Raw genomic sequence first — 24,751 nt, 5'->3', positions numbered from 1 at the left:
AACAATGACAAAATGGCTGATTTCATCTGCGCTGGCACTGGTGCTGGTTCTCAGTGGGTGCGCCAGTAACGGTGGCCAGACTGCGGATCAAAAGCGCCAGTCCATCGAGCAAATGCGCGCCGGCACGCTGAACAAACTGTACAAACAAAAACCCTATGCGGCGGATACCATCGAGCGTGCGGCTGGTTATGCGGTGTTCTCTAATGCTAACGTCAATCTGATTTTCGCCAGTGCGGGCGGTGGCCATGGTGTGGTTCATAGCAATAACGGTACCGTGACTTATATGAAAATGGGCGAGGTTGGTCTTGGGCTTGGCATCGGGGCTAAAGACTACCGGCTGGTATTTGTGTTCCACAATCAACAGGCACTGAATCGTTTTGTCGATGACGGTTGGGCTTTTGGTGGACAAATGGATGCGGCAGCAAAAGCGAATGAAAAGGGCGACGCGATTGGCGGCGAAATCACCGTTGATAATATTACGATTTACCAGTTAACTGAAACGGGTCTGGCGTTGCAGGCCACTATTAAAGGCACCAAGTTTTGGCGCGATGACGCATTAAACTAAGCGCCGGATTTGCCGGCGATAGTCTCGCAGACTATGGTTAGAGCAGAATAACACCAAGGAGTAGCTATGCCTGTAAACGCACATCTGAATGTTGAGATCCGGGTTCTGAATTTGTTTAACCTAGATAGCAGCCTTGAAGGAATAAAAGCGCACAAAGATGCGGACGACGAAACGAAGGCAGCCATTGCCCGGCTGTATCAAAAAGGGCTGGTAACACAACCTGACGGCGGTTACCTGACTGATCTGGGCCGCAACTGCGCAGAACATATCCAGAATGCACTCAGGATTTTAGCCGTTTAAGTTTAGGTTTCAGCTGTTTCATGATCAGACGGGCCTGAATGAAAGCATCAGGCTCGCCATTAAATTGCCAGCGTAAATAGGCTTGCAGACAAGCAGAGATCTCCGGCATCAACAACGGATGTTTCTCGGCCCATTGCTGCAAATATTGTTGATAACTTTGTTGCGGCAATTTGGCCTGCAACAGCAACAACGGCTGAAATAACCGCTCCACTGGCTGCAACCGCGGACGCTTCCACCACCAAAAAGCCAGCCACAAGCCCGGCAGTATCAATAACCCCCAAGCATGGTGTATTTGCAACCTGAGCTGTTGCCGCCAACTGTTGAACTGGCTAAACAAACCCTGTTGTTGGTTGCTGTCAAAACTCAGCACCCACATCGACCAGTAATAGTCCATATTCCGAAGTGGCTGCATCAGCCAGATCTCCAGCCGTTGCAGCATCCAGTCGCTGCCAAGTCCTGAGAACTCAGACGATGCATCGCTCCCGGCCAGATCACGCAGTAATGCCGGCTCAATCAGCGCAGTTGGATCAAAGGGCCACCACTGGTCATCCTGATAATACTCCACCCAGGCGTGAGCATCTTTTTGCAGCACCTGCAGATAAGCACCATCGTCTTGCCATTCGCCCCCGAGATAACCGCCGACTAACCGCGCAGGCACACCGGCAGCGCGGAATAAAAACACTGTACTGCCGGCATAGTGACTGCAAAATCCCAGTTTTTTCTCAAACAGGAAATTGTCGATTTGCTCCCCGTTGATTTCTCCTGGCGACAGACTGTATCTGAACTCTTGCTGTTGAAAATACAAACCGATCCGCGCTGCCAGTGTTTTCGCTGCGGGCACGCCTTGATTCAGTTGCTGCGCCAGTTGTCTTGCTTTGACATTACCGGCCGGCAATTGCAGATAGCGCGACACGTCGCCACGCGCCGGCAATGGCACCAGCGAACTACTGATCTGATAGCTGATGCGCTGGCTGAGTGGTTGTTCCGCGACAACCAACGCTTCGCGATTGACCGCAACATTACTGCTGTGTTGGTGCGGTGCTCCCAAGACAAACAAACTGAATTGCTGATGGGGCTCGGCGATCACGGTATAGCGGTAGTGTGGGGTGTCTGCAGGCGCCGGACTGGCTTTGGGCTGCGGCCGTTGCGCCCGCCAGTTTTGACCATCAAACACATCGTAGATTTTTGCCCGGAAATAGCGCACTTCTGCCGGAGGCGCTGCGCCGTCAAATTTAACGCGAAAAGCCAGCGCATTTGATTGCAGCAGGTTGGAGACAGATCCCGGCGCCAGATTATCACTCAGTCCAGTCTGGTTTAACTTGGCGCCTGGCAATTGCCATAACGGCGGCAGACGCGGAAACAGTAAAAACAGCAGTACAGTCGCTGCCGTCATCAATGCAGCCACGCGACTTATCTGCCGCCATTGCCACTGCGGTTGTTCCCGACAGAAACATAAGTGGTGACAATGTAGATTCAGCAAAAAGGCGCAAAAAATCAGCACGGCCAGCCAGAGATCCTGATGCAGGATAAAAGCGCAGGCTAACAGGAAATAATGCACCCATAGCAGCTGCGAGATATCAGAGGGTCGCCGCTCCGACAAACCGAGTAGTCGCAACACCGCCGCCAACAGCAGAAAATGAAACATCAGGTGCATCACGCCAAGCTGGCGGCTGCTGATCAGTAGCGCTACCAGCATGGCGCCGGCCAACAAGTTATTTTTCGTCAGGCTCCAGGCGGGACCACCACGATACAATTGCCATAGTTTTGCCAGCAATAACAACGCAAACACCGCCAGACTCCAGCTGCTGTAAGCCGGCAGTAGTAGCGCCCAAAGCAGTAGCTGAAACAACCATAAGCGCCATTGCAACGTCTGAAACAGCTGTGGGCTGATTTGAGCGAGAACATTTACCATAGCGCCAACGCCTGTAATACCTGGCGTAAATGGGCCGGACCGCTGCCAACCGCAATGTCCGTGGGCGTGCTGCGCAAGCCAAACGGTTGTTGCGCCTGCTCGGCCCGCAGCGCCCGCTCGGCCAGGTCAGATAGCTGAGCCTCCAGCGTATTAAGCCGCGGATCTGCGCTCAGCCACAAATCAGTGCCGGGTAATGTCGTGGCGCTGAACTGATGGACCAGCAATTGTTGTTGGCGGCTGAATCGCTTCCAATCAAGCTGACGCCACGGATCGCCCGGCTGATACTGGCGTTGCCCGGACCATTCTTCCGCATTTTGCTGCTGCGGGTCAGCTAGTTGGTCGGCGTAAGGGGCAGGGACTGGCGCCGGGAACACCCAATAATGGCATTCCAGCCGCACATAACACCAGCACCGCACTAAGCCAAAGGGGTAAACTGACTGCAGCTTTAGTCGCGGAATAACAAAATAACCGCGTTTGGGTGCCGGCAGTTCAAGCACAACAGTGGTATCACTGACCGGAATTAACTGGCCCGATTGTTGTTGCCAACCGGCATCGAGCGCCAGCGGCACTCCGGTTCGGCGCTGCAGGGTCAGCAGAATGCCGGCATTTTGCCCGGCAAAAACATCGGCCAGCGGCCGGGCAGACAGTTCACAATGATGCAGATTCAAAAAAGCCAACACTATGGTGCTGATCATTAACACCAATAGCAGGTAGGCCAACAGCAAAATCAAATTATTCTGATAGTTGGTGCCGAGAATGTATAACAACAGCACCAGTGCACAGAGTCCAAAGCCAAACCGGGTCGGAAAAACAAACATAAATCTTTGCTGCAGGCGCACTACAGCAGACACGGGTTGCCGTGTATCCAGCCAGCGCCAGATCCGCTGACGGAATTGCTGCTGCACTCTGGTGGTGATCCCTACCATGTCAGACATGACACGGCGTATGTTGCAGTAATAGCGCACTGGCGGCAGTTTCGCCGGCATGTCCGCGTGGCTGCAACCGGTGTTCAGTCACCGCACTGAATACCTGACGGATATCGTCCGCAGTGACAAAACTGCGTTGATCCAGCAGCGCACAAGCGCGGCCGGCACGCACCAGCGCTTTGGCTGCGCGTGGCGATAATGGCTGCATATCATCGCGCTGCCGGCTGTGTTGAACCAAATCCAACACATAATGCAGCAGACTGTCGCTGCATTTAATCGTATCGACCTGCGCCTGTAACTGCAGCAACCCTGCGGTATCGAGCAGTGCCCGCGTCGCTTCAACCCGCCCGGCTGGTTGTTGTAACAACAGCAATTCAGCGGCCCGGTCCGGAAAGCCGAGACTCAACCGCATGGTAAATCGGTCGAGTTGTGACTCGGGCAACGCGTTAGTGCCGCTGTAATTTTGTGGATTCTGGGTCGCAATGACAAAAAACGGCGAGGGCAATTCACGGGTGGCACCGTCAATTGACACCTGATGCTCTTCCATCGCTTCGAGTAACGCACTTTGGGTTTTTGGGCTGGCTCGGTTGATTTCATCGGCCAGTAACACCTGACTGAACACAGGACCCGGCTGGAATTTAAACTCCTGTGTCCTGGCATCAAACAGATTAAAGCCGGTCAAGTCAGCGGGTAACAGATCACTGGTAAATTGGACCCGGCGATAACTCAGACCAAGACTTTGCGCCAGCGCATGCGCCAACGTGGTTTTGCCCATGCCGGGCATATCTTCGAGCAATAGATGCCCGCCGGCCAGCAGGCAGGTCAATGCCAGTCTGATTTGGGCTGGTTTACCAAGGATCACCTGATTCAGTTGTTGCTCGACTGCGTGTAATGCATGTACCACTGGAATGTCCTTGTTTGTCTTGCACTTTGGCAAATAGTCACAAAATTCGTATACTGGCGCAACTTCTTTAGGCACAAGGACAATGCCCTTGAAAATCCTGTTTGTCTGTCTTGGCAATATTTGCCGTTCACCAACCGCGCATGCGGTATTTCGTCAACTTGCGACGACACAGGGCCTGCCTTGTGAAGTAGAATCTGCCGGCACCAGCGCCTCACACAAAGGCGATGCCCCGGATCCGCGCAGTATCAAAGCGGCACCAGATTATTCGTTTAAAGGCATCAAATCCCGCCCGGTTTTAAGCACCGACTTTGTTGAGTATGATTTGATTCTGGCGATGGATCAGCAAAACCTGGCTGATCTGACCAAACGTTGTCCGCCTGAGCAGCAACATAAACTGAAACTGCTGATGCAGTACCACCCCGAGTTTCCGAAGTGGCAGGAAGTGCCAGATCCTTATTATGGCGGGCCGCGCGGTTTTGCCGTAGTTTTTGATCTGATTGAGCAGTCATGTCAGCAATTGCTGCGCCAGTTAAAGCAAGGCTGACGAATAAATAGCCGTTTATACGTCCAGATTGAAATTTATCCGGTGAAAGCGTTGAATTTCAGAGCGGCTGCCTTTACCTTGTGCGGTGGAGCCATAACTCAAGCGAAATTTACATCCACAAACACCCGAAATAGGAATCTTAAAGTGACTACCTGGACGCCTCAAAGCTGGCGAGCATTTCCGATCCAACAGCAACCCCATTATGACGATCAGGCTTTATTAGCCTCGGTAGAGCAACAGCTGCATAAATATCCGCCGCTGGTTTTTGCTCAGGAAACCCGTGATCTGTTTAGTCAGCTCGGCCAGGTGGCCGAGGGCAATGCATTTTTACTGCAGGGTGGCGATTGTGCGGAGAGCTTTAGCAACTTTAATGCGCCGAAGATCCGGGACACTTTTAAAGTACTGTTACAGATGGCGGTGGTGCTGACCTTTGCCGGCAGTTGCCCGGTGGTCAAAGTCGCCCGGATGGCCGGCCAATACGCCAAGCCTCGTTCCAGCGATTTAGAAACAATTGATGGCATCAGCCTGCCAAGTTATCGCGGTGATATCGTCAATAGCTTTGAATTTACTGAAGCGGCACGCCAACCAGATCCAAACCGGCTGATGACGGCCTACCATCACAGTGCGGCGACGCTGAACCTGCTGCGTGCATTCGCTCAGGGCGGCCTTGCAGACTTGCACCAGGTCAGTCGCTGGAACATGGGCTTTGTTGAAAGCAACCCATTAAAAGGCCGCTACCAGGATATCGCCCAGCGAATCCAGGAAGCGCTGCGCTTTATGGAGATTTGTGGCATCAGTGCACAGAATTCGCCATCGATCCGTGAAACGACGCTGTATACGTCACATGAGGCATTGCTACTGAATTATGAAGAGGCACTGACCCGTCGTGATTCATTAACCGGTCTGTGGTATGACTGTTCCGCGCATATGGTGTGGATTGGTGAAAGAACCCGTCAGCTCGACCATGCGCATATCGAATTCTTCCGCGGCATCCACAACCCAATTGGCGTCAAGATTGGCCCGGGTATGGATGAACTGGATTTGATACGCTTAATCGATGCGCTGAATCCGGACAATATTCCTGGTCGCCTGACGCTGATCACCCGGATGGGCGCCGACAAACTGGCGGACAAATTACCAGCGCTGGTGCGCCGCGTGCAGCGCGAAGGTCGCAAAGTGGTGTGGAGTTCAGATCCGATGCACGGCAACACGGTTAAAGCCAGCAATGACTACAAGACCCGTGATTTTGAAGCCATTTTGCGCGAGATCCGTAACTTCTTCGCTGTTCATCAGGCAGAAGGTTCGCATGCTGGCGGTATCCATCTGGAAATGACCGGCGAGCACGTCACTGAATGTACCGGTGGCGCTTATGGCTTATCCGAAAACGATTTGAGTCAGCGTTACTTTACGCAGTGCGACCCGCGGTTAAATGCTGATCAGGTGCTAGAGCTGGCGTTTTTGATTGCGGATACGCTCAGAAGCGTACGGAAATAAACAGCCGGTTTTTCCGGTCAAGGACAACCGATGCAGGATCTGCAAACCAAAGTGCAAACCAGTGGTCGTAAATACCGGGTGGGCATTGTCGGAGCAGGCAGCATCGGTTGTTTTTTAACTGCGATTCTGGCGCAGGATTCCGACTTAGAATTATTGTTGTTTGGTCGTGATTACATGGGCCTGGAGCTGGCGGCACATGGTCTGACGGCCAGTTGGCAAAGTGGCTCCGAACATTTTCAGGCGAGCGTTGCGGCGGTTGCTTTTTATACTTCATACGTCAGTCTGATCGAAGCGGACATCGTATTCTTGACCGTCAAAGCCACAGCGTTGGCAACGCTGGTTCACCAAATAAAACCACATCTGCGGCCGGACGTGCCGGTGGTTGCATTGCAAAATGGCATTGGCATCACGGACATCATCCAGTCGCAACTACAGAATCCGGTCTATCGCGCCATTGTGCCTTTCAACGTCGTGAAAACGGCGCCAGGGCAGTTCCAGCAAAGCAGCAGTGGCAGCTTGATTTGGCCAGTCACATCCCATGCCGTCATGCAGTATTTGGCTAAGCTGTTGCAGGTTGAGGGATTGGCAGTACAGGCAGAAGCCGATATGCAGGCAGCAGAATATGGCAAGTTGCTGCTGAATTTGAACAACGCTTTAAATGCGATCAGCGATTTACCGCTTCGACAGCAGCTGCTGCACCGCGATTGGCGGCGGTTACTAGCCGCATCGATGCGGGAATGGCTGGCTATCTGCGACAAAGAGCAAGTGAATCCCCGCCAATATACCGCTGTGAATCCCGGCTTGTTACCGCGAGTGTTAAATCTGCCAGACTGGTTGTTTCGCCGCTTAGCCAGCCGGATGTTGCGGATAGATCCAGAAGCCCGTTTATCCATGTATCAGGATTTACTGCAGGGCCGGCGTACAGAAATTATGTTTTTAAACGGTGCTGTTGTTGCGTTGGGCCAACGCTACGGCATCGCAACACCGGTGAATCAGGCGATTGTGGATTGGGTCCATCAATTCGAAGCAGGCAGCAGCACTAAGCCTGAACCGGCGCAGTGGTGCCGGCAATTAGGACTGAAGTAGCCGCTTAGGAACGCAACGGATGCGCGCAATAGCGGTGATAACACTTTGCCAGCAGTACCAAGCCAATAGCGCCGGCAGCGACTGGTGTCAGCAAAAATAACCAACCGGGTTTGGTCATCATCACGACTAAAGCAGTTGCACCTGCCGGCGGATGTACCGTGTGCGTGCGAAACATCAATAGAATCGATAACCCGACCGCGGCGGCAGTGACTTCGGCACCGTTACCAAAACCATGCAACAACGCCAATGCAACTGTGGCAGCGAGCAGATGGCCGCCAATGACATTGCGTGGTTGCGCCAGTGGGCTGTCAGGCGTGGCAAAAATCAACACCAGCGTCGCGCCAAAAGGCGCCATCAGCAGGCTGTAACCTTGCAGCCAGACTGCCGACTGACATAACAACCAAATCGCCAGAACAGCGCCAAGCGACACCACTAATTGCCAACGAAACAAAGACATGTTCCAACATCCCCACGCAGCAGGCACTGCGGTTTATTTATCTGAAATAGCAGGGTAGACAAGTCGGTCTACCTCTGTCAATCTGTTTCTATGGTCACGATGGAACAGAGTCATGAGTCACACAGCAACACCAACGGTCGTGGATAAAAAACAGCAATTAGTCTCAGCAGCTTTTCAGTTGTTTTATCAGCGCGGTGTCCATCAGGTGGGTATTAATGAAGTGCTGAGCGCAGCCGGCGTCGCTAAAAAAACGCTGTATCACCATTTCCCGGCTAAGCAGGAATTATTACTCGCAGTTTTAGAGCAGCGGGCCACTGCTTGGCTCGACTGGATGGCCGGGTGTTTAAGTCAGGTGCAGCAGGGGGCGCCAGCGCTACAAGTTTTTTTTCTCGCGCTGCACGACTGGTTTGCCGGCGAAGTCCCGCAGTTACACAGTTTTCACGGTTGTTTCTTTACTAAGGTGGCATTGGAAGTGCAGGATCCGGCGGTCCAGGCGCGGTGCCAGCAGTTTCGGCTGGACTTGGCGGCACTGTTAATGCCGCATCTGCAATGCTGTTGGCCACAAGAGCAACAGGCCAGTGCGAAGCTCGCAATGTTGCTGCTGCTAAAAGACGGCGCTGAAACAGAGGCCGCCTTAAACGCCGATCCCACTGCTGCAATGCGGGCTTTGTCGCTGTGGCAACTGGCGGCCCGGCATCCAGCTTAATATTTCTGCCGTTTCAGGCCGGTTTCTGCCATGATTTTCGCGCTGATCTCTTCAATCGACAACGTGGTCGAATTTAAAAACGGCACCCGCTCTTTCTGGTACAGATTTTCCACTTCATCCAGTTCCAGTTTGCATTGGCGCAAAGACGCATAGCGGCTACCCGGCCGGCGTTGTTCACGAATTTGGCTCAGGCGCTCCGGCGTGATGGTCAGGCCAAACAGTTTGTTGCGGTGTGGCCGCAGTGCTGCCGGTAAACTTAACGAATCCATATCCTCTTCAACAAACGGATAATTAGCCGCTTTGATGCCGTATTGCAGCGCCAAATATAGCGACGTTGGCGTTTTGCCGCTGCGGCTGACACCAACTAAGATGATATCGGCCTTGGCATAATCTTTCAGATTGGCGCCGTCGTCATTGGCCAAGGCGTAATTGACGGCGTCGATGCGAAAATCGTAGGTTTTTTCGTGAATGCTGTGCGTGCGGTGCGTTTTTGGTTTCGCCGGAATGCCCAGTTCGCGTTGCATGGGTTCAACAAAGGCGTTCAGGAAGTCATAACAGACCCCTTCTGAGCTGTTGATAATCGCGCGTAGTTGTTCGTCGACAAAAGTTAAAAACACCAAAGGCCGAACTCCGGTAGTTTTATAACGATCGTTAATCCGTTGCTTGGCTTGTTCTGCCTTCAAGGCAGTTTCGACAAATGGGATAGTGACATGGTCGAATTCGGCTTCAAACAGCGATAACAATGCATGTCCGAATACTTCGGATGTAATGCCGGTACCATCAGAGATATAAAAGGCTGTACGCATCTGAAACTCCATTTGTTGTTATAAATTTTCATGAAAAATTAGCGTTTTAATTCAGACGGCCAGCAGTGTAGAATTATTTCGCTTTAGTGGCTGCCGCTGTAAGCTTACATAACCTGCAACAAAAATTGGAGACATACTGTGCAAGAATTCGTTGTTTGGTATCAGGATTTGGGCATGCACGATGTCCCGCGGGTTGGAGGCAAGAATGCCTCTTTGGGTGAGATGATTAGTAACCTGGCCGGCGTTGGCGTGCAAGTCCCGGGCGGCTTTGCCACCACGGCGGACGCATTTAACCAGTTCCTTGAGCAAAGCGGCGTCAACGAGCGGATTTATCAGCTGCTTGACGGCCTGGATGTTGATGATGTGACCGCCCTGGCGAAAGCCGGCGCTCAGATCCGCCAGTGGGTGATCGACACGCCATTCCAACCGGAATTTGAAACTGCAATTCGCGAGGCCTTCGACCAGCTGTGTGCCGGCATGGGTAACGACGCCTCATTTGCTGTGCGCTCCAGCGCTACTGCGGAAGATATGCCAGATGCGTCTTTCGCCGGTCAGCAGGAAACCTTCCTGAACGTGCGTGGTTATCAGCATGTCATTGAAGCCATCAAACACGTTTTTGCCTCGTTATTTAACGACCGTGCCATTTCTTATCGTGTGCATCAGGGCTACGACCACCGCGGTGTCGCGTTATCAGCCGGTGTGCAGCGTATGGTGCGTTCAGATTGTTCTTCCAGCGGTGTGATGTTCTCCATCGATACCGAATCTGGTTTTGAAAACGTAGTCTTTATCACATCAAGCTACGGCCTAGGCGAGATGGTGGTGCAGGGCGCCGTCAATCCGGATGAATTCTATGTACATAAACCAACCGTCAGTGCCGGCCGTCCTGCAGTGGTGCGTCGCACCTTAGGCAGCAAGCTGGTGCAAATGGTCTACTCCAGCGAGCAAAGCCACGGTAAGCAAGTGCGCATTGAAGATGTTGCAGTGGACAAACGCCGGCAGTTCTCACTGACCGATGCCGAAGTCGAAGAGTTGGCCCGCCAGGCGGTGACCATCGAACAACACTATGGCCGTCCGATGGATATCGAATGGGCCAAAGATGGCATCGACGGCAAGCTGTACATTGTACAAGCGCGGCCAGAAACGGTGCGCTCACGTGAAGACAGCAATTCAATGGAACGCTACCAGTTACAGGGCAGCGCCGCCATCGTCACCGAAGGCCGTGCCATCGGCCATAAAATCGGTTCAGGCACGGCCAAAGTCCTGGCCAGTATTGCCGACATGGACCAAATCCAGCCCGGTGATGTGCTCATTACTGACATGACGGATCCGGACTGGGAACCGATCATGAAACGCGCATCTGCCATCGTCACTAACCGTGGTGGCCGTACTTGTCACGCCGCTATTATCGCCCGTGAACTCGGTATTCCGGCGGTCGTAGGTTGCGGTGATGCCACCGAAAAAGTCAAAACCGGTCAGCAGGTCACCGTATCTTGTGCCGAAGGCGATACCGGTTTTGTCTACGATGCCATTCTGCCATTTAACGTGGTGACCTCGCGTGTTGATGCGATGCCACCACTGAAAATGAAGATCATGATGAACGTCGGTAATCCGGAGCGCGCTTTTGGTTTTGCCAAGCTACCGCATGCCGGTATTGGTCTGGCGCGCTTAGAATTTATTATCAACCGGATGATCGGTGTGCATCCGAAAGCCTTGCTGAACTACAGCGTGCAGCCGGCTGATGTCAAAGCGCAGATCGACGAAATGATGGCGGGTTATGCTTCCCCGGTGGAATTTTATGTCGCTAAGCTGACGGAAGGTATTTCGACGCTGGCCGCCGCTTTTGCGCCGGAACGCGTCATCGTGCGGATGTCAGATTTTAAATCGAACGAATACGCCAATCTGGTTGGCGGTCGTCAGTATGAACCGCATGAAGAAAACCCGATGATTGGTTTCCGTGGTGCTTCCCGTTATATCTCCGAAGACTTCCGCGATTGTTTTGCGCTGGAGTGCGAAGCGTTAAAACGGGTGCGCAACGACATGGGCCTGACCAATGTTGAGATCATGATCCCGTTCGTACGCACTTTAAGTGAAGCCGAGGCGGTGATTGGCCTTCTGGCTGAACAAGGCTTAAGACGCGGTGAAAATGGCCTCAAAGTCATTATGATGTGTGAACTGCCGTCGAACTGTCTGCTGGCGGAAGAATTCCTTGAATTCTTTGACGGTTTCTCGATTGGTTCGAACGACCTGACCCAGCTGACTTTAGGTCTCGACCGCGATTCCGGGTTGATTGCGCATCTGTTTGATGAACGCAATCCGGCGATCAAAAAACTGCTGTCGATGGCCATTTCAACGGCCAAAGCCAAAGGCAAATATGTCGGGATCTGTGGCCAGGGCCCATCAGATCACGAAGATTTTGCCGCCTGGTTGATGGATCAAGGCATTGACTCAGTGTCACTGAACCCGGATACAGTACTGGAAACCTGGTTGTATCTGGCAGAAAAATACGGCGGTTAATTCGTTAACCTCGTTTTTATTTGCACATAACAAAGCCAACCCTCGGGTTGGCTTTGTTGTCTGGATCAGGCTGCAAGCCGCATAAATACGGACTTTTGTAAAATCCTAAGCTTGCAATGTGTCTGCACAGCCTGCAGACTGTGCAACAGTTTTAATGCATACAGGAGGTGTCATGTCTTTATCCACATTGCAACGGGCACAGGGCGCGCTGACTGCGGCATTAGCAGCAGATGCACTGGGCACTCAGTTTGAGTTTTGTCAGCCGGCGGAACTCAGACGGAAGCCAGCCGCCGAACTGTTGCAACTACAGGATTGTGGTCCATGGCACACGCTGGCCGGGCAACCGACCGAAGAAGGCGAACTGATGCTGTTGCAGGCCCGCATGCTGCATTATTGCCGCAGTTATCACGAAGATCAGGCGCTGTCAGCTTACCGCTACTGGCTTAGCACTGAACCTTTTGCGCTCGGCGCATCACTACAACGCGCCATTGTCGGTGGTGCCGATGAAAGAGACTACACCGCTAACGCGCTGGCACGGTTAACGCCACTGTGTATTCTGGGCGTCCATTATTCGCTGCCGCAAATTGCCGCCTGGGCAATGGCCGATACTGCGTTGACCCAAAATGCCTTGCAGATGCAGCAGTTAAGCGGTTTGTATGCGATGGTACTGGCCAAAGCCATTGATACCGGCGCAGATGCAGAAATGCTGTATCAGGATGTCGACGTCTGGGCGCAAGAACTCAAGGTTGATCTGGCGATCCGGCAAAGCATCCAACAAGCTTTGTTTATGCCGGGAAGCGCTGAGTTACGTCAACAAAATCCGGCATTGGCAGCTTTTCAGAATCTGTTATTTCAGCTGCTCTACGCCAAATCGCTTGGTGAGGCCATGGTCGACACCATCAGACTCGGTGGCGATACCGGTTCGAATACTGTGATTGTGGCAGCTGTCTTTGGTGCTATAGGTGGAATTGACCAAGTACCGCAGGAATGGCGTGATGCCCTGAAAAACTGCCGGCCACAAGACGGTGTCACCGGGGTGGAACAACCGCGCGACGAAATGTTTTGGCCGGTCGATGCGGAACTGCTGGCGCAACAACTGACGGAGTTGACTCCGCATAGCGCAGCTGAAGCCAATAGCTGACTAAAGCCAGCGCTGCCGACAGTCACCTGCTACCATTCGAATAATTACTGAAGTATATTGGGTAATAGGCGAATAAATTATCGGGTGACTGTGATGGCAATGCATGGCAATCAGGCTACAACGGAACAAACCGTTGCTACGGGCCGGAACCTTTTCAACCAGTCTGCCACCAACGCAGCAGCGATCGCAGCTTTTGCCCGTGATATCAGCCCGCAGTTGCCCGCAGGCGCACTCAACACTAACCCGTTAGATCTCATCGCCAAAAGCCACGATGCCAGTTTTTACCAACTGATCCCTCAGCTTATTTTACGTATTGATAATCTTGAACAACTACAGCAGGTATTGACCGCAGCCCAGCGCTATCAAGTTGGCCTGACGTTCCGGGCTGCCGGCACCAGTTTATCCGGCCAGACGCTGACTGATCAGGTGTTGGTGCAACTTGGAAATGGCTTTTGTTATAGCCAGATAGAGCAGGACGGTTTGTTAATCAGATGCGGTCCGATGGTCAGAGGCGGCGATGCCAACAGCTTGCTAAAACCCTATGGCCGGATGATCGCGCCGGTGCCGGCGTCGCTGGCGAGTGCAACTATTGGTGGCATCTGCGCTAATAATGCTTCCGGGATGAATGCGCTGGATACCTATCAGGTGTTGCACGCAATAAAACTGGTGCTGGCGGATGGTACCGTGCTCGACAGTGCCGATCCGCATAGCGTTAGCGCGTTTCGGCAACACAAAGCCAAGCTGCTGATGGATCTCAGTGCCGTCGCTGCGACGCTGCGTAGTGACGAAGTGCTTAGTAACCGGATCCGTCGTAAGTATCAGCTGAAAAATACCACTGGCTATGGCCTGCGTGCACTGCTGGATTTTGCTGATCCGCTGCAGATGCTGTGTCACTTAATGATCGGATCAGAAGGTACGCTTGGTTTTATTGCCGAAGTCACGCAGCGCACTGTTGCGCTGGATCCCTGCAGTGCCAGTGCGTTTTTGCTGTTTCAGGACTTGCAGCAAGCCGGTCTTGCGGTACAGGCGCTGGCGTTATTGGGACGTCAGGTGGTCGGAGCCTGCGAGTTGCTGGACGACAAAGCGTTGGCGGCGGTCCGGCATCAGGCAGGCGTCCCGCCGGTTGTGGCGGATCTGGAAGCCGGCGTGACAGCACTCTTAGTACAAACCGGCGCTGATACAGCTGAAGCCTTAGCCAGTCAGATCGATCTGATTGAACAGACCATCACGCCATTCAAAGACCGGCGTAGCCTGACATTCAGCACCGATGCAGGGGTATGTCAGCAGTACTGGAATGTGCGCAAAGGCGTGTTTCCGGCGGTAGGCGCCACCAGAGCCGCCGGTACTACGGCGTTGATTGAAGATGTCTGTTATCCGGTGGCGCGGCTGACCGAAGCCTTGGCAGCACTGCGTACTTTGCTGAATCAACATGGCTACGCCGATGCAGTGATCTACGGCCATGCGCTCGACGGCAACATGCACTTTATTTTTGCCCAAGGGTTTTCCACCGAAGCCGACAAACGCAGATATCAAGACCTGATTGATGCGGTGGTTTGTCATGTCGTTGATGGCTTCGACGGTTCTCTAAAAGCTGAACATGGTACCGGCCGCAATATGGCGCCTTTTGTCCGGCGCGAATGGGGCGACAAGGCCTATGCGGCGATGCGCCGGATCAAACAGCTACTGGACCCAAATGGTATTTTTAATCCGGGCGTTTTACTGAATGATGACCCGCTGGTGCACCTGAAACAGTTAAAACCGTTGCCGATCAGTAATCCGTTGATCGACGCTTGTATCGAATGTGGTTTTTGTGAACGGGTGTGTCCATCCCGCAATCTGACAATGACGCCACGCCAGCGCATTGTCGCGAACCGGCATCTCGCCACTTTGGATGCAGAAGGCAAAGCGAAATTGTCGGCCGAATTGTTGCAGCACCATGATTATCAGGCCGTGCAGACCTGTGCCGCCTGCGGTCTTTGTGCAACGCAATGTCCTGTTGGAATTAACACCGGCGATTTGACGCGGCAAAGTCGCAGTCTCGCCCGGCCGGAAGGCAAACTGAGTCAAACCTTGGCCGAACATTTCTCCACAGTGACAACAATCGCGGGCGTGGGTTTGACGCTGGGACATGCCACCGCACGCATCGTCGGTGCCGGCCGGCTACAACGGCTGACCCAGCGTTTACATCCTTATGGTTCGCCGGTTTGGCTTAGTACCATGCCAACCAGTGCCGGTGCATTGGCGCCAGCAGATGAACAGAATGACGTGGATTTTATCTACCTGCCGAGCTGTGTCAGCCGGGTGATGGGGCCGCAGACTGACAATCCGGATCCGCGTAATCTGACTCACATCGTGCGCGCACTCGCGAACAAAGCTGGTTTGCGGTTTGGTTATCCGGCCGCGCTCGCAAGCCAATGCTGTGGTTTGCCATTTCAGAGTAAAGGCCAATTTCATGCTTCAGCGGGTAAATCCGCTGAGGTGCTGGAAGAATTGTGGCAACAAAGCCAGCAGGGCAAGCGTCCGGTGCTGGTTGACACCAGCCCTTGTGCGCACAAACTGCTGGAAGATGCGGCGAAAGATCCGCGCTACGCCCAGCTACAGTTATTAGAACCGGCCAGTTTTGCGCTTAAGTATCTGCTGCCAAGATTGCAACTGACCCCGACAGCGCACAGTATTGCTTTGCATCAGACTTGCTCCAGCCGGCGGATGCAAGCAGACGGCGCGCAGTTGCAACTCGCGATGCTACTCAGCCGCAATGTGGTGGTGCCACAGGATATCCATTGCTGCGGTTTTGCCGGTGACAAAGGCTTCCAGTTGCCAGAACTTAATGCCGCGGCACTGGCACCATTGCAGGCTCAGGTCAGTAGTTGTCAGGGCGGTTATTCTACCAGCCGCACCTGTGAAATCGGTTTATCGGCCCATAGCGGTTTGATTTATCAATCTTTATTACAGCTGCTGGACCAGCAATCGAGTGCCGACGCGAAGTGCTGACTGCGCCGAAAATAGCGTCTGCAAGTTTTGCGTGTCAACACCAATAAAAAAAGCAGCACCAGGCTGCTTTTTCGATGCCATCGTGTTGTTTACCCGATCATCACCAGGCCACAGATCAGATAACCGACCAGAGCCAGCCCTGCGCAAATTAACGCGTAGGGTAGTTGGGTGCGGGTATGCTCCAGCAGGTCACAACCTGCGGCGACTGCACTGACGGCAGTGGTATCGGAGATCGGCGAACAGTGATCACCAAATACACCACCACCCAGAATGGCGGCCAGCACCAGCGGCGGCGGTAAGCCAAGATTCACCACCAACGGCATGCCAATCGGGATCAGGATGGCAAAAGTGCCCCACGAGGTCCCGGTCGTAAACGAAATCAGCGCGCCGGCTAAAAACAACATAGCCGGAATAAGCCACAGTGGCAGGGTTTCAGCGACGACGCCCGATATATACAAACCAGTGCCGAGATTCTTCAGGCTTTGACCGAGCGCCAGCGCCAGCAACAAAATACTGACCAAGCCAAGCAACTCACTCATGCCTTTAAAACCGATGTTGACCAACTGCTGATGATTGTATTGTTTGCTCAGCAGCAACATCAGATAAGCGACCACACAACTTAACGTCGTGGCATACAACACGGATTTAGAGCCAGAACCCTGCGATAAATCACCGTTCCCGGTCCACAGCATAAAACCAACCATGCCGACAATCATCGTCAGCAGCGGTACCAGCATGTAGCGAGCTTTCGTCGGCGCCACTTCCTGCTCATCATGACCGTCGATTTTGTTCAGCTGCTCATTGGCGCGGCGCATCGGCGCCAGATGACGGCCGGTCCAGATAGTGAAAAACAATAAGACCAAGGTGAAAATCGCATAGAAGTTCAGCGGAATCGTCGAGATCAACACCGACACCGGGTTGTCTTGCAGCGCATAAGGTGAAATCAGCCCCAAGACATAGGCACCCCAGCCATTGAGTAAGATCAGGATACAAATCGGTGCACTGGTACTGTCGATGATGTACGCCAGTTCGGCCCGGCTGATCTTGAATTTATCAAACAGACCACGCGATAAAATGCCGGCGGTCAACACCGACAGATTGGATTCAATGAAGATAACGACACCGGTCCAGAATGCCAGCAGCTTGCTTTGCCGCGCGGTTTTGGCGACGCCCCGGTTGACCAGACTGGTCACCAGCGCCGCAACGCCGCCGGAATAGCGCATATAGGCCATCAAGGCGCCCACCATCAACGCAAACAGCAGCAGGCGGGCATTGCCCGGATCTGTCAGTACCGTGGTCATGGCCTCCAGTGTATTGACTGCACCAACTGCGGTTGCGCCAACGACTGAACTGCCGCCTTTGATCAATAACAGCAACTCAGCGCTGAATAATGACAATAACAATGCAACTATTACTTCTTTTCGCCACAACACCACCGCAATCGCCACCACAGCGGGGATCAGCGTCATCCATTCAGCCAAAGTTTCACCTCAATTCAACCAATTAAAAAATTCGATATGGCGCTTATTATTCTAATGTCAGCGCCAGATTTTCAGGACCGCTCAGACTGTCAGGAAAATACTTTTCCAGCAAGGCCCACAGCACTGCAACGGTTTCCGGATCTAATTCGCCACTCACCTGGTTTGGCACAAAATGCCGCTGGAATGCCAGCAACACATCGCGGCTTTGCGCATCCCATTCACCGGTCACGACAATCCCATAGCCATAACGTTGCAGCGCACGTTGCACGGTGCGGGCATCGGGCATCGCCTTGATCCCTTGCCAGTACTTTAACAACGTTGGATTGTCATACCAGGCACCAATGCCTTGGTTTGCCAGCCATTGCCATGGAAAGCGCGGGCCCGGGTCTTGTTTGCGCGACGGTGCGATATCACTGTGCGCAACGACACGGGTGGGGCTAATCTCCGGGTTTCGCGCCAGTATATCTTTCAGTAAAGTTGCCAGTAACTGTAGCTGGGCCGGGTCAAAATCCGGCGTCAGGCATAGTTCGTTGTTGGCGGGATAACTAAAAGGCACTGCGCGTTGATGACACCAGCCCAGATTGACCAGTTCAATGCCAATTGACTGGTCATTCAACGCGCTGCGATCTTCCCAGCGACTGGCGCCGGCGTGCCAGGCTCGTTGATTCTCCGGTACCAGTTGATAGACCTGCAGCGGCTTGTCAGCAGGATAGGTTGGGTCAAAACTCTCCGGTATTAAGTAATGTGCGCTGACGGCAGTGGCACCCGGCTGAGTCAGTGCTTTGAGCGAACGTTCCCAGTTAATTGCCGTGTAATGCAACACCAGCAGCCGGACCCGCTCATTGCGGTTCACTGACTGGTGCTCGGTATTGATTGGCACTGGGCCGGTTTGGCTGCAACTTTGCAGTAACATGGCAAGTAACATCACGAATAACAGTTGCGTTGTGCGGTAACCGAAAAGGGCGCTGCGCGACCTGCCCAAATAATCCATGTTCTGCTCCGCAATAATAGTAGGTAACGCCTATTTTTTAGCACAAATATTCATCTGATAATATATTTGAGGAATAATATATTACGATTATAATCTCGCCAATATGCCACTGTAACTCTGTATTTTATTGGGGTACTGACCAAGCTTACGAATTTTATCGCGAAACTCAGGCATAAGTCATTCGCAACGAAAGCCGTTATTCCTGTCATATGAAATTGCGCGCAGAAAATGCTTTACCGCGGCCTTCGCCTGTAATATTTTCAGGGCAAAAAGGTAAACAGCACTTTAAAGGAAAACCACCAGAATGTCCTGTTTAGTCAAAATTCGCTCGATCAAAGATACCCTGTCGGCCAATGAGCTGAAAATCGCTGATTTTGTGCTGAAATCACCGGCTTTGATCCGGGAGCTGTCGTCGCAGAATCTGGCAGGCGCCGTTGGCGTCAGTCAGAGTAGCGTGGTCAAGTTCACGCAGAAATTAGGCTATCGCGGTTATCCGGATTTTAAGTTTGCGCTGAACGAGTCGGTGTTATCTGAGCCCGACAATACCGCACTGCATGGCAAAATCGTGCTCAGTGATAATCTGCAGCAGGTCAGCGACAAACTGCTGGCCAGTAAAATTGCCGTGTTAAATTCCACCGCCACACTGAACAGTACCGAGCTGGTGGAACAAGCAGTGCAAATGTTACGTGACGCCCACCGCATTCATATCAGCGGTATTGGCGCGTCCGCGCTGGTGGCAAAAGATTTTGCCTACAAGCTACAAAAACTCGGTTTTTGCGCCATGGCCGAAAACGACAGTCATGTGCAGCTGGCGGGCGTATCTACCCTTGGCAAAGGTGATTTGTTATTTGCCATCAGTCAATCCGGCAATACCCGGGAGATTGTAGAGATCAGCCGTCAAGCCCGTGCCAATCAGGCCAATGTGATGAGCCTGACTCGCTATGGCCAGTCGCCGGTTGGTGATCATGCCCATTTACAGCTGTATATGGCGACCGATGAAGAATCCGCGCGCTTATCGTCGATCCTGGCGCGGACTGCGCAGGAATATGTCATTGATTTATTGTTTATCGGTCTGACGCAAGCCTGCAAAACCGGCCGCAGTCTGATGGAAAAATCCAATCAGGCGGTGGCACAGTTTTATCGTTCGCGTTGAGTTCTGGCATGCGAAAGCAGACACTACGGATACAGCAAATAAGGTGTCCGTCGCTTGGCAAACGCCGTTAAATCGGCTTGCCAGCTTTGGCGGATCTGGGCGGCAGTCTGGCCTTGTTCCAGTTGCTGTCGCAGCTGACTGCTTCCTGCCAGTTTGTCAAAAAAAGCGGGTTTATCAATCAAACGCATACCCTTTGCGGCAAAACGTTGCTGCCACTCCAGCCAGACTTCCACCATCAAGCCATGTTCTGGCAGACGTTGCCGAAAATCTTCAGCGCCAATCAATGTATCGCGCCACGGTGGGTTTAATGCCGCACCGGGCGTACTGACCGGCGTCAATCGCCAGACAGCCGGATCTTCGAGTCGCAGCGGATGACCCAATAACTGAAAAGGCCAGGCGGTGCCACGGCCCACCGAAACCGAAGTGCCTTCAAATAGCGCCAGCGTCGGATACCAGGTGATGGCCTGCCGATTGGGTAAGTTTGGGCTCGGTGCGACCGGTAAATCATAGGGCAGGTCACGTTGGTACTGCGCTACCGGCAACACGGTCAGCGATAACGCCTTTGCGCCAGATATCCAGCTTTCGCCTTTGATCATCCGGGCCAGTTCGCCCAGCGTCATGCCATGCAGCAACGGGATCGGATGCAGGCCAACAAAAGAGCTGAATTCGCTGTGCAATAACGGACCATCCAGCCAGCGACCATTGGGGTTGGGTCTGTCGAGTACCCAGAGCGGTAGCTTTGCCGTCGCGGCCGCCTGCATCACATAATGTAAAGTCGATAGGTAGGTATAAAAGCGCGTACCGACATCCTGCAAATCAAATAACAACAGATCAACAGCGGCAAGTTGGCGAGAAGTCGGGGCTTTTTGCGCGCCATACAAAGAGTAAATCGGCACGCCGCTGGTTCCATCACGACTGTCGGCTACCGCAGCGCCGGCATCCGCGTCGCCGCGAAATCCATGCTCTGGCGTAAAAATCACTGTGACTTGCAAACCCAGTTCACTGAGCACATCGACCAAATGACAATGTCCCAGCCGGGAGCTCTGATTGACCACCAGGCCCAGCCGTTTGCCCTTGAGTTCCGCCTGTCGTTGTTTGAGTTGTGCGGTGCCAACCCGGGCGGACAAATCCTGCTTCCATTGCACCTTGTCGGCAAAACAGCTGTTGCGAAGCGCTTCGCCGGCGAACAATGGGCTAGCAAGCAGACCCGCACTGAGCGTCAGCACCCAGGTTAAAAGTTTTAAACGGCACATGGCTGCACGACCAGCGTTTGGATAGCCCGCTGCAGATGGCCGTGCGTCTGCTGCAAGAGCTGTTGCGCGGCTTGCACCTCAGCGGAGCTGATGGCAAGCCGGTCGTGGGCATAGTGATATAACAGAATGGCCAGTTTGACACTTTGTGCGGCCTGATGCAGTAGGTACGCGGCCTCTTCTAAGCTGCAGCCGGTGGCCTGACCGATAATGTTCAGCGCCCGCGCTTTGAGTTTGGCATTGCTGGCATGCAAATCGACCATCAGGTCCTGATAGACCTTGCCACTTCGTACCATGGCAGCGGTTGAAATCATATTCAGCAGTAGTTTTTGCGCAGTACCGGCTTTAAGGCGGGTGGAACCACTGAGCACCTCAGGGCCTACCGCAGCACAAATGGCCAGCTCTGCGCAGGCCAATACTTCAGTTGCCGGATTACAACTGATGCCGGCCGTTAATGCGCCCAGACTGCGGGCGTAGCGCAGACCGGCAATCACATAAGGTGTGCGGCCGCTGGCGGCAATACCAACCAGCACGTCACGGCTACTGAAACCGATAGCGGTTAAGTCGGCCACGGCGAGGGCTTCGTCATCTTCTGCACCTTCTTTGGCGCGAAACATCGCACTGTGGCCACCGGCGATGAGGCCCATCACTTGCTCAGGTTGCACACTAAAAGTGGGCGGGCATTCCACCGCATCCAGCACGCCAAGCCGCCCGCTGGTACCCGCGCCGAGATAAATCAACCGGCCGCCGACCGCAAAGGCTTCCACGATCCGGTCAACCAGCTTAGCCAGCGTTGGGATCGCCAGCGCCACGGCATAGGGCACGGTTTGATCGGCCTGATTCAGTGTTTTTAACAAACTTTCGCTGTCTAACCCGGCTAGATCAAGCCGCAGGGCGGCGCGAGACTCAGTTGGCAACTGACTCAATTGCCGCGCCAACGCTATCGCTGACACATCAGTGTGACAATGTGGTGCGGATGGGGGCAGTGTGCCTGGCTTTGCAACATCAGCCAGTTGCCGCGCAATCAAAATAGCGCCACGCACACTATCGGCTTTGGCGCTCTGACACCAGCTTTGTACCTGTTCAGATAAATAAGGCACAGTTGCAGCGGCAAGGCCGCCAAGCACAACCACGGGTAATGTTGTATCAGCACGCGTCGCTTTGATCAGCAGTTCTACATCGGCAGCATGTTTGTGCAATACACCAAGTGCGGCCTTGCAACTGCCGGCCAGTTCAATCACCCGGGGGGCGAGCGCCGCATATTGATTGGCATTAGCTTGACGTAGCCAGGTCAGCATGTCGGTTTTGTTCTGGCCAATGACGGAAAAAATATACTGGGCCAATGACGAGTAGCTATCCGGGTGACAGTCCTGCTCCCACAGCGCCGCGCGTACGGCGGCTTTGCCCATTGCAGCGCCGCCGCCTTCGTCGCCAATACTAAAACCCCAACCGCCGACTTGTTGTTCTTGTTGGCGTTGATCAAGCCGCATCGCCACAGAGCCAGTGCCTAGTGCAATCGCTACCACTGGCGCGCCGTTATTAGCACCGTGTAAGGATGTTTTGGCATCGGTCGTGACATAGCAGCCGGCATATTGTTCCGGCTTGAGTGCAGTGAGAAGATGCTGTTTTAAGCGGTCATCTCCAGCGCCGGCAATGCCTACGACTAACACGATTTGCGCCGGCGTTAACTGCGCTTGATGCAAGACAGTGGTGATGAGTGGTAAGACAGTGTCGCAGGCGCCAGTCAAATCGTTGGTCAGATGCGCCGGGCCGCTGCTGGCCTGCGCTACCTCGACCCCTTGTGCATCACAGAGCAGCGCCAGCGTTTTGCTGCCGCCACCATCAATTCCGAGCAGATAAACAGGCATCAGGCACCTCATCAGATCGCTGTGCAGACAAACCTTCAGACTTTTCAGTCCAGGTAATAACCGGCTGGGGCTTGCCACTTAATGCCACCAGCGTCGCCAGAATAAAACCGATACAAAGTTGCCAGGTAAAGGCCAAATCAAATTGCCAGGCCGGCGGTAAATACCATTGCTGAATATAGGGCTGCTGCAGCGCGGCAACGACAAAGCCGGTTAACAAAGCGAGGGCACAGCTAGCGGTATTGCCGCGTTGGCTAAACAGGGCAACTGCGAATACCGCCAGCAAACCGCTGTAGGAAAACACCATCACGCCAAGCGCAAATGCCAACAGCGGCGTATCGCTGTATTGCTGCCAATAAAAGCACAACATCGCCATTGCTCCGAGCGCCAGCATTAACAAAAACATCAGGGCTCGTGCCAGCGGCACTTCGGCACGCGCCGATAGACGCGAGCCCAGCCTGGGTTTCAGCATATCTTCCATCAGCACAGAGGCCATGGAGTTTAACCCGGATGTCAGCGTCGACACCGCCGCAGCGATAACGCCAACGGTGACTAAACCACGTAAACCGGCTGGTAATTCGTGCAGCACATAAAACATAAAGACGGTGATCGTCTCACCGGCAAAGCGGCTTTGTGGCGCCAGTCCTCCTGCGCTGTGGTAAGCCGGGTCCTGATAAAATAGAAACAATAACAAGCCGATACCCAGTAAAACGCTGACCACCGGAACCACCAACAGCACCGAACCGACCAAGGCCCAGGTGCCCTGACGGGCATCGCGGCACGACAACGCGCGTTGGGTTAAATCCTGATCCAAGCCAAAGGAGGCGATGAACAGCAAAAAGAAGCCGGTAAAAGTCGACAGTAAATTAAAAGCACCAGCCGGGCTTAGATCGGTACCAAAATCAAGCAAACGGAGTTTATTGCCGCTGCCATCAGCCGGCGTTTGCAGTGATTGCCAAATTTGATTGCTATCGCCCGGCAATTGCCAGAACAGATATCCCAGCACCAGCACCGCAGCCCCAACATAAACCGCACACTGGATCGCATCACCATAAATCACTGAGCGGATCCCGCCCCAGGTCGAATAGGCAAAACTGACCAGACACAGCAGCGCAATAGCACCCAACACATGGGCCGGGGCGATATCAGTAAACAGAATCATCGACAAGGCAATCGCGGCCATATAAAGCCGGGCACCGCTGGCAAACAAACGACCGATCAAATACATCCAGCCGGCGTGCCGTTTGGTTTGCTCACCAAAGCGATGCTGCAGCAACGCATAAGCAGTCGTGACTTTGTATTGATAAAACTTCGGCAGCAGAAAATGCGCGACAAAGAACGCTGCGACTAAAGCGCCCAGATTAGTGGTCAGATAGGTTAAGTCGCCGCGGTAGGCATAATCCGGCGCGCCGAGAAAAGTAGCTGCAGATTGGGCGGTCGCCAGCACCGATACCGCAATGACCCAGGTTGGAATTTGGCGGTCGCCGGTAAAAAACTCGCGACTACTGCCAATATTGCCACGGTTAAACCACCAGCCGGTGAACGCCAGTAAGACAAAATAACCAACGAAAATACTCCAGTCTGCCGACTGAAACGCCGAATTCATCTGGACCCCTGTGCCTTTTTTGCCGCCTTTGTTTATTTTCCAAGCATAGGGGGTATTAA

At 53.5% G+C, this 24,751-nt stretch carries 20 protein-coding genes; 10 read left to right on the top strand and 10 right to left on the bottom strand.

What is annotated here, in order from left to right:
* The first annotated feature begins 4 nt into the window (after positions 1-4).
* Together ACQ66Q_RS04555 and ACQ66Q_RS04550 are read left to right on the top strand one after the other, a co-directional pair.
* Complete coding sequence (locus ACQ66Q_RS04555; RefSeq protein ID WP_430455709.1) at positions 5-565, top strand: YSC84-related protein; 561 nt, start codon at positions 5-7, stop codon at positions 563-565.
* Between the two features lie 66 nt (positions 566-631).
* Positions 632-865, top strand: a complete 234-nt coding sequence (locus tag ACQ66Q_RS04550) for a TIGR02647 family protein (RefSeq protein ID WP_430455708.1) — start codon at positions 632-634, stop codon at positions 863-865.
* On the opposite strand, the gene ACQ66Q_RS04545 is transcribed toward ACQ66Q_RS04550, so the two are convergent.
* The 3 genes from ACQ66Q_RS04545 to ACQ66Q_RS04535 are packed head-to-tail and all read right to left on the bottom strand — an operon-like array spanning position 846 to position 4,613.
* Positions 846-2,777 (bottom strand): transglutaminaseTgpA domain-containing protein, encoded by a 1,932-nt coding sequence (locus tag ACQ66Q_RS04545; RefSeq protein WP_430455707.1) that lies wholly within the window; start codon positions 2,775-2,777, stop codon positions 846-848. The genes ACQ66Q_RS04550 and ACQ66Q_RS04545 overlap by 20 nt on opposite strands.
* Positions 2,771-3,712: a DUF58 domain-containing protein gene (locus ACQ66Q_RS04540; protein WP_430455706.1), complete on the bottom strand. Its 942-nt coding sequence runs from the start codon at positions 3,710-3,712 to the stop codon at positions 2,771-2,773. The genes ACQ66Q_RS04545 and ACQ66Q_RS04540 overlap by 7 nt, the downstream gene beginning before the upstream one ends.
* Positions 3,705-4,613, bottom strand: coding sequence for an AAA family ATPase (locus ACQ66Q_RS04535; protein ID WP_430458532.1), 909 nt, complete (start codon positions 4,611-4,613; stop codon positions 3,705-3,707). The genes ACQ66Q_RS04540 and ACQ66Q_RS04535 overlap by 8 nt, the downstream gene beginning before the upstream one ends.
* 82 nt (positions 4,614-4,695) lie before the next feature.
* Between ACQ66Q_RS04535 and ACQ66Q_RS04530 the strand changes: the two genes are divergently transcribed.
* The 3 genes from ACQ66Q_RS04530 (at position 4,696) to ACQ66Q_RS04520 (ending at position 7,731) form a co-directional block, all read left to right on the top strand.
* The gene (locus ACQ66Q_RS04530; protein WP_430455705.1) at positions 4,696-5,151 is read left to right on the top strand and encodes a low molecular weight protein-tyrosine-phosphatase; all 456 of its coding nucleotides are present in this window, start codon (positions 4,696-4,698) and stop codon (positions 5,149-5,151) included.
* A 144-nt stretch (positions 5,152-5,295) separates the two neighbouring features.
* Positions 5,296-6,645: a class II 3-deoxy-7-phosphoheptulonate synthase gene (locus tag ACQ66Q_RS04525; RefSeq protein ID WP_377243007.1), complete on the top strand. Its 1,350-nt coding sequence runs from the start codon at positions 5,296-5,298 to the stop codon at positions 6,643-6,645.
* A gap of 30 nt (positions 6,646-6,675) precedes the next feature.
* Positions 6,676-7,731 (top strand): 2-dehydropantoate 2-reductase, encoded by a 1,056-nt coding sequence (locus ACQ66Q_RS04520; RefSeq protein ID WP_430455704.1) that lies wholly within the window; start codon positions 6,676-6,678, stop codon positions 7,729-7,731.
* A 4-nt stretch (positions 7,732-7,735) separates the two neighbouring features.
* On the opposite strand, the gene ACQ66Q_RS04515 is transcribed toward ACQ66Q_RS04520, so the two are convergent.
* Positions 7,736-8,188 (bottom strand): HPP family protein, encoded by a 453-nt coding sequence (locus ACQ66Q_RS04515; RefSeq protein ID WP_430455703.1) that lies wholly within the window; start codon positions 8,186-8,188, stop codon positions 7,736-7,738.
* A gap of 112 nt (positions 8,189-8,300) precedes the next feature.
* Here ACQ66Q_RS04515 and ACQ66Q_RS04510 point away from each other — a divergent pair, with 112 nt between their 5' ends.
* Positions 8,301-8,894 (top strand): TetR/AcrR family transcriptional regulator, encoded by a 594-nt coding sequence (locus tag ACQ66Q_RS04510; RefSeq protein ID WP_430455702.1) that lies wholly within the window; start codon positions 8,301-8,303, stop codon positions 8,892-8,894.
* Here the strand turns inward: ACQ66Q_RS04510 and ppsR are convergent.
* On the bottom strand, positions 8,891-9,700 hold the full coding sequence (gene ppsR, locus ACQ66Q_RS04505; RefSeq protein WP_430455701.1) for a posphoenolpyruvate synthetase regulatory kinase/phosphorylase PpsR: 810 nt from the start codon (positions 9,698-9,700) through the stop codon (positions 8,891-8,893). The two genes, ACQ66Q_RS04510 and ppsR, sit on opposite strands and share 4 nt — an antisense overlap.
* Before the next feature lie 138 nt (positions 9,701-9,838).
* Here ppsR and ppsA point away from each other — a divergent pair, with 138 nt between their 5' ends.
* From ppsA to ACQ66Q_RS04490, 3 genes are all read left to right on the top strand, one after another.
* Entirely contained in the window at positions 9,839-12,214 is a 2,376-nt protein-coding gene (gene ppsA, locus ACQ66Q_RS04500; protein WP_430455700.1) for a phosphoenolpyruvate synthase, read from the top strand.
* A gap of 172 nt (positions 12,215-12,386) precedes the next feature.
* Positions 12,387-13,355, top strand: coding sequence for an ADP-ribosylglycohydrolase family protein (locus ACQ66Q_RS04495; RefSeq protein ID WP_430455699.1), 969 nt, complete (start codon positions 12,387-12,389; stop codon positions 13,353-13,355).
* Between the two features lie 93 nt (positions 13,356-13,448).
* Positions 13,449-16,346 carry an FAD-binding and (Fe-S)-binding domain-containing protein gene (locus ACQ66Q_RS04490; RefSeq protein ID WP_430455698.1) on the top strand — a complete coding sequence of 966 codons (2,898 nt, stop codon included), beginning with the start codon at positions 13,449-13,451 and terminating at the stop codon, positions 16,344-16,346.
* Positions 16,347-16,435: 89 nt separating this feature from the next.
* On the opposite strand, the gene ACQ66Q_RS04485 is transcribed toward ACQ66Q_RS04490, so the two are convergent.
* The gene (locus ACQ66Q_RS04485) at positions 16,436-17,827 is read right to left on the bottom strand and encodes a Na+/H+ antiporter NhaC family protein (RefSeq protein WP_430455697.1); all 1,392 of its coding nucleotides are present in this window, start codon (positions 17,825-17,827) and stop codon (positions 16,436-16,438) included.
* A 46-nt stretch (positions 17,828-17,873) separates the two neighbouring features.
* A complete protein-coding gene (locus tag ACQ66Q_RS04480) occupies positions 17,874-18,818 on the bottom strand; it encodes an N-acetylmuramoyl-L-alanine amidase (RefSeq protein ID WP_430455696.1) in 945 nt (314 codons plus the stop codon).
* A 304-nt stretch (positions 18,819-19,122) separates the two neighbouring features.
* Between ACQ66Q_RS04480 and ACQ66Q_RS04475 the strand changes: the two genes are divergently transcribed.
* Positions 19,123-19,971, top strand: coding sequence for a MurR/RpiR family transcriptional regulator (locus ACQ66Q_RS04475; protein ID WP_430455695.1), 849 nt, complete (start codon positions 19,123-19,125; stop codon positions 19,969-19,971).
* Between the two features lie 23 nt (positions 19,972-19,994).
* On the opposite strand, the gene ACQ66Q_RS04470 is transcribed toward ACQ66Q_RS04475, so the two are convergent.
* The 3 genes from ACQ66Q_RS04470 to ACQ66Q_RS04460 are packed head-to-tail and all read right to left on the bottom strand — an operon-like array spanning position 19,995 to position 24,692.
* Positions 19,995-21,224, bottom strand: coding sequence for an exo-beta-N-acetylmuramidase NamZ family protein (locus ACQ66Q_RS04470; protein ID WP_430455694.1), 1,230 nt, complete (start codon positions 21,222-21,224; stop codon positions 19,995-19,997).
* On the bottom strand, positions 21,212-23,089 hold the full coding sequence (gene murQ / locus ACQ66Q_RS04465) for an N-acetylmuramic acid 6-phosphate etherase (protein WP_430455693.1): 1,878 nt from the start codon (positions 23,087-23,089) through the stop codon (positions 21,212-21,214). The genes ACQ66Q_RS04470 and murQ overlap by 13 nt, the downstream gene beginning before the upstream one ends.
* Entirely contained in the window at positions 23,064-24,692 is a 1,629-nt protein-coding gene (locus ACQ66Q_RS04460) for a sodium:solute symporter (RefSeq protein ID WP_430455692.1), read from the bottom strand. Before ACQ66Q_RS04460 ends, murQ begins: the two co-directional genes overlap by 26 nt.
* Positions 24,693-24,751 lie beyond the last annotated feature (59 nt).

Source organism: Rheinheimera sp. (assembly GCF_965283995.1).
Classification (GTDB): Bacteria; Pseudomonadota; Gammaproteobacteria; order Enterobacterales; family Alteromonadaceae; genus Pararheinheimera.
This window is presented reverse-complemented; position numbering and strand designations above follow the sequence as displayed.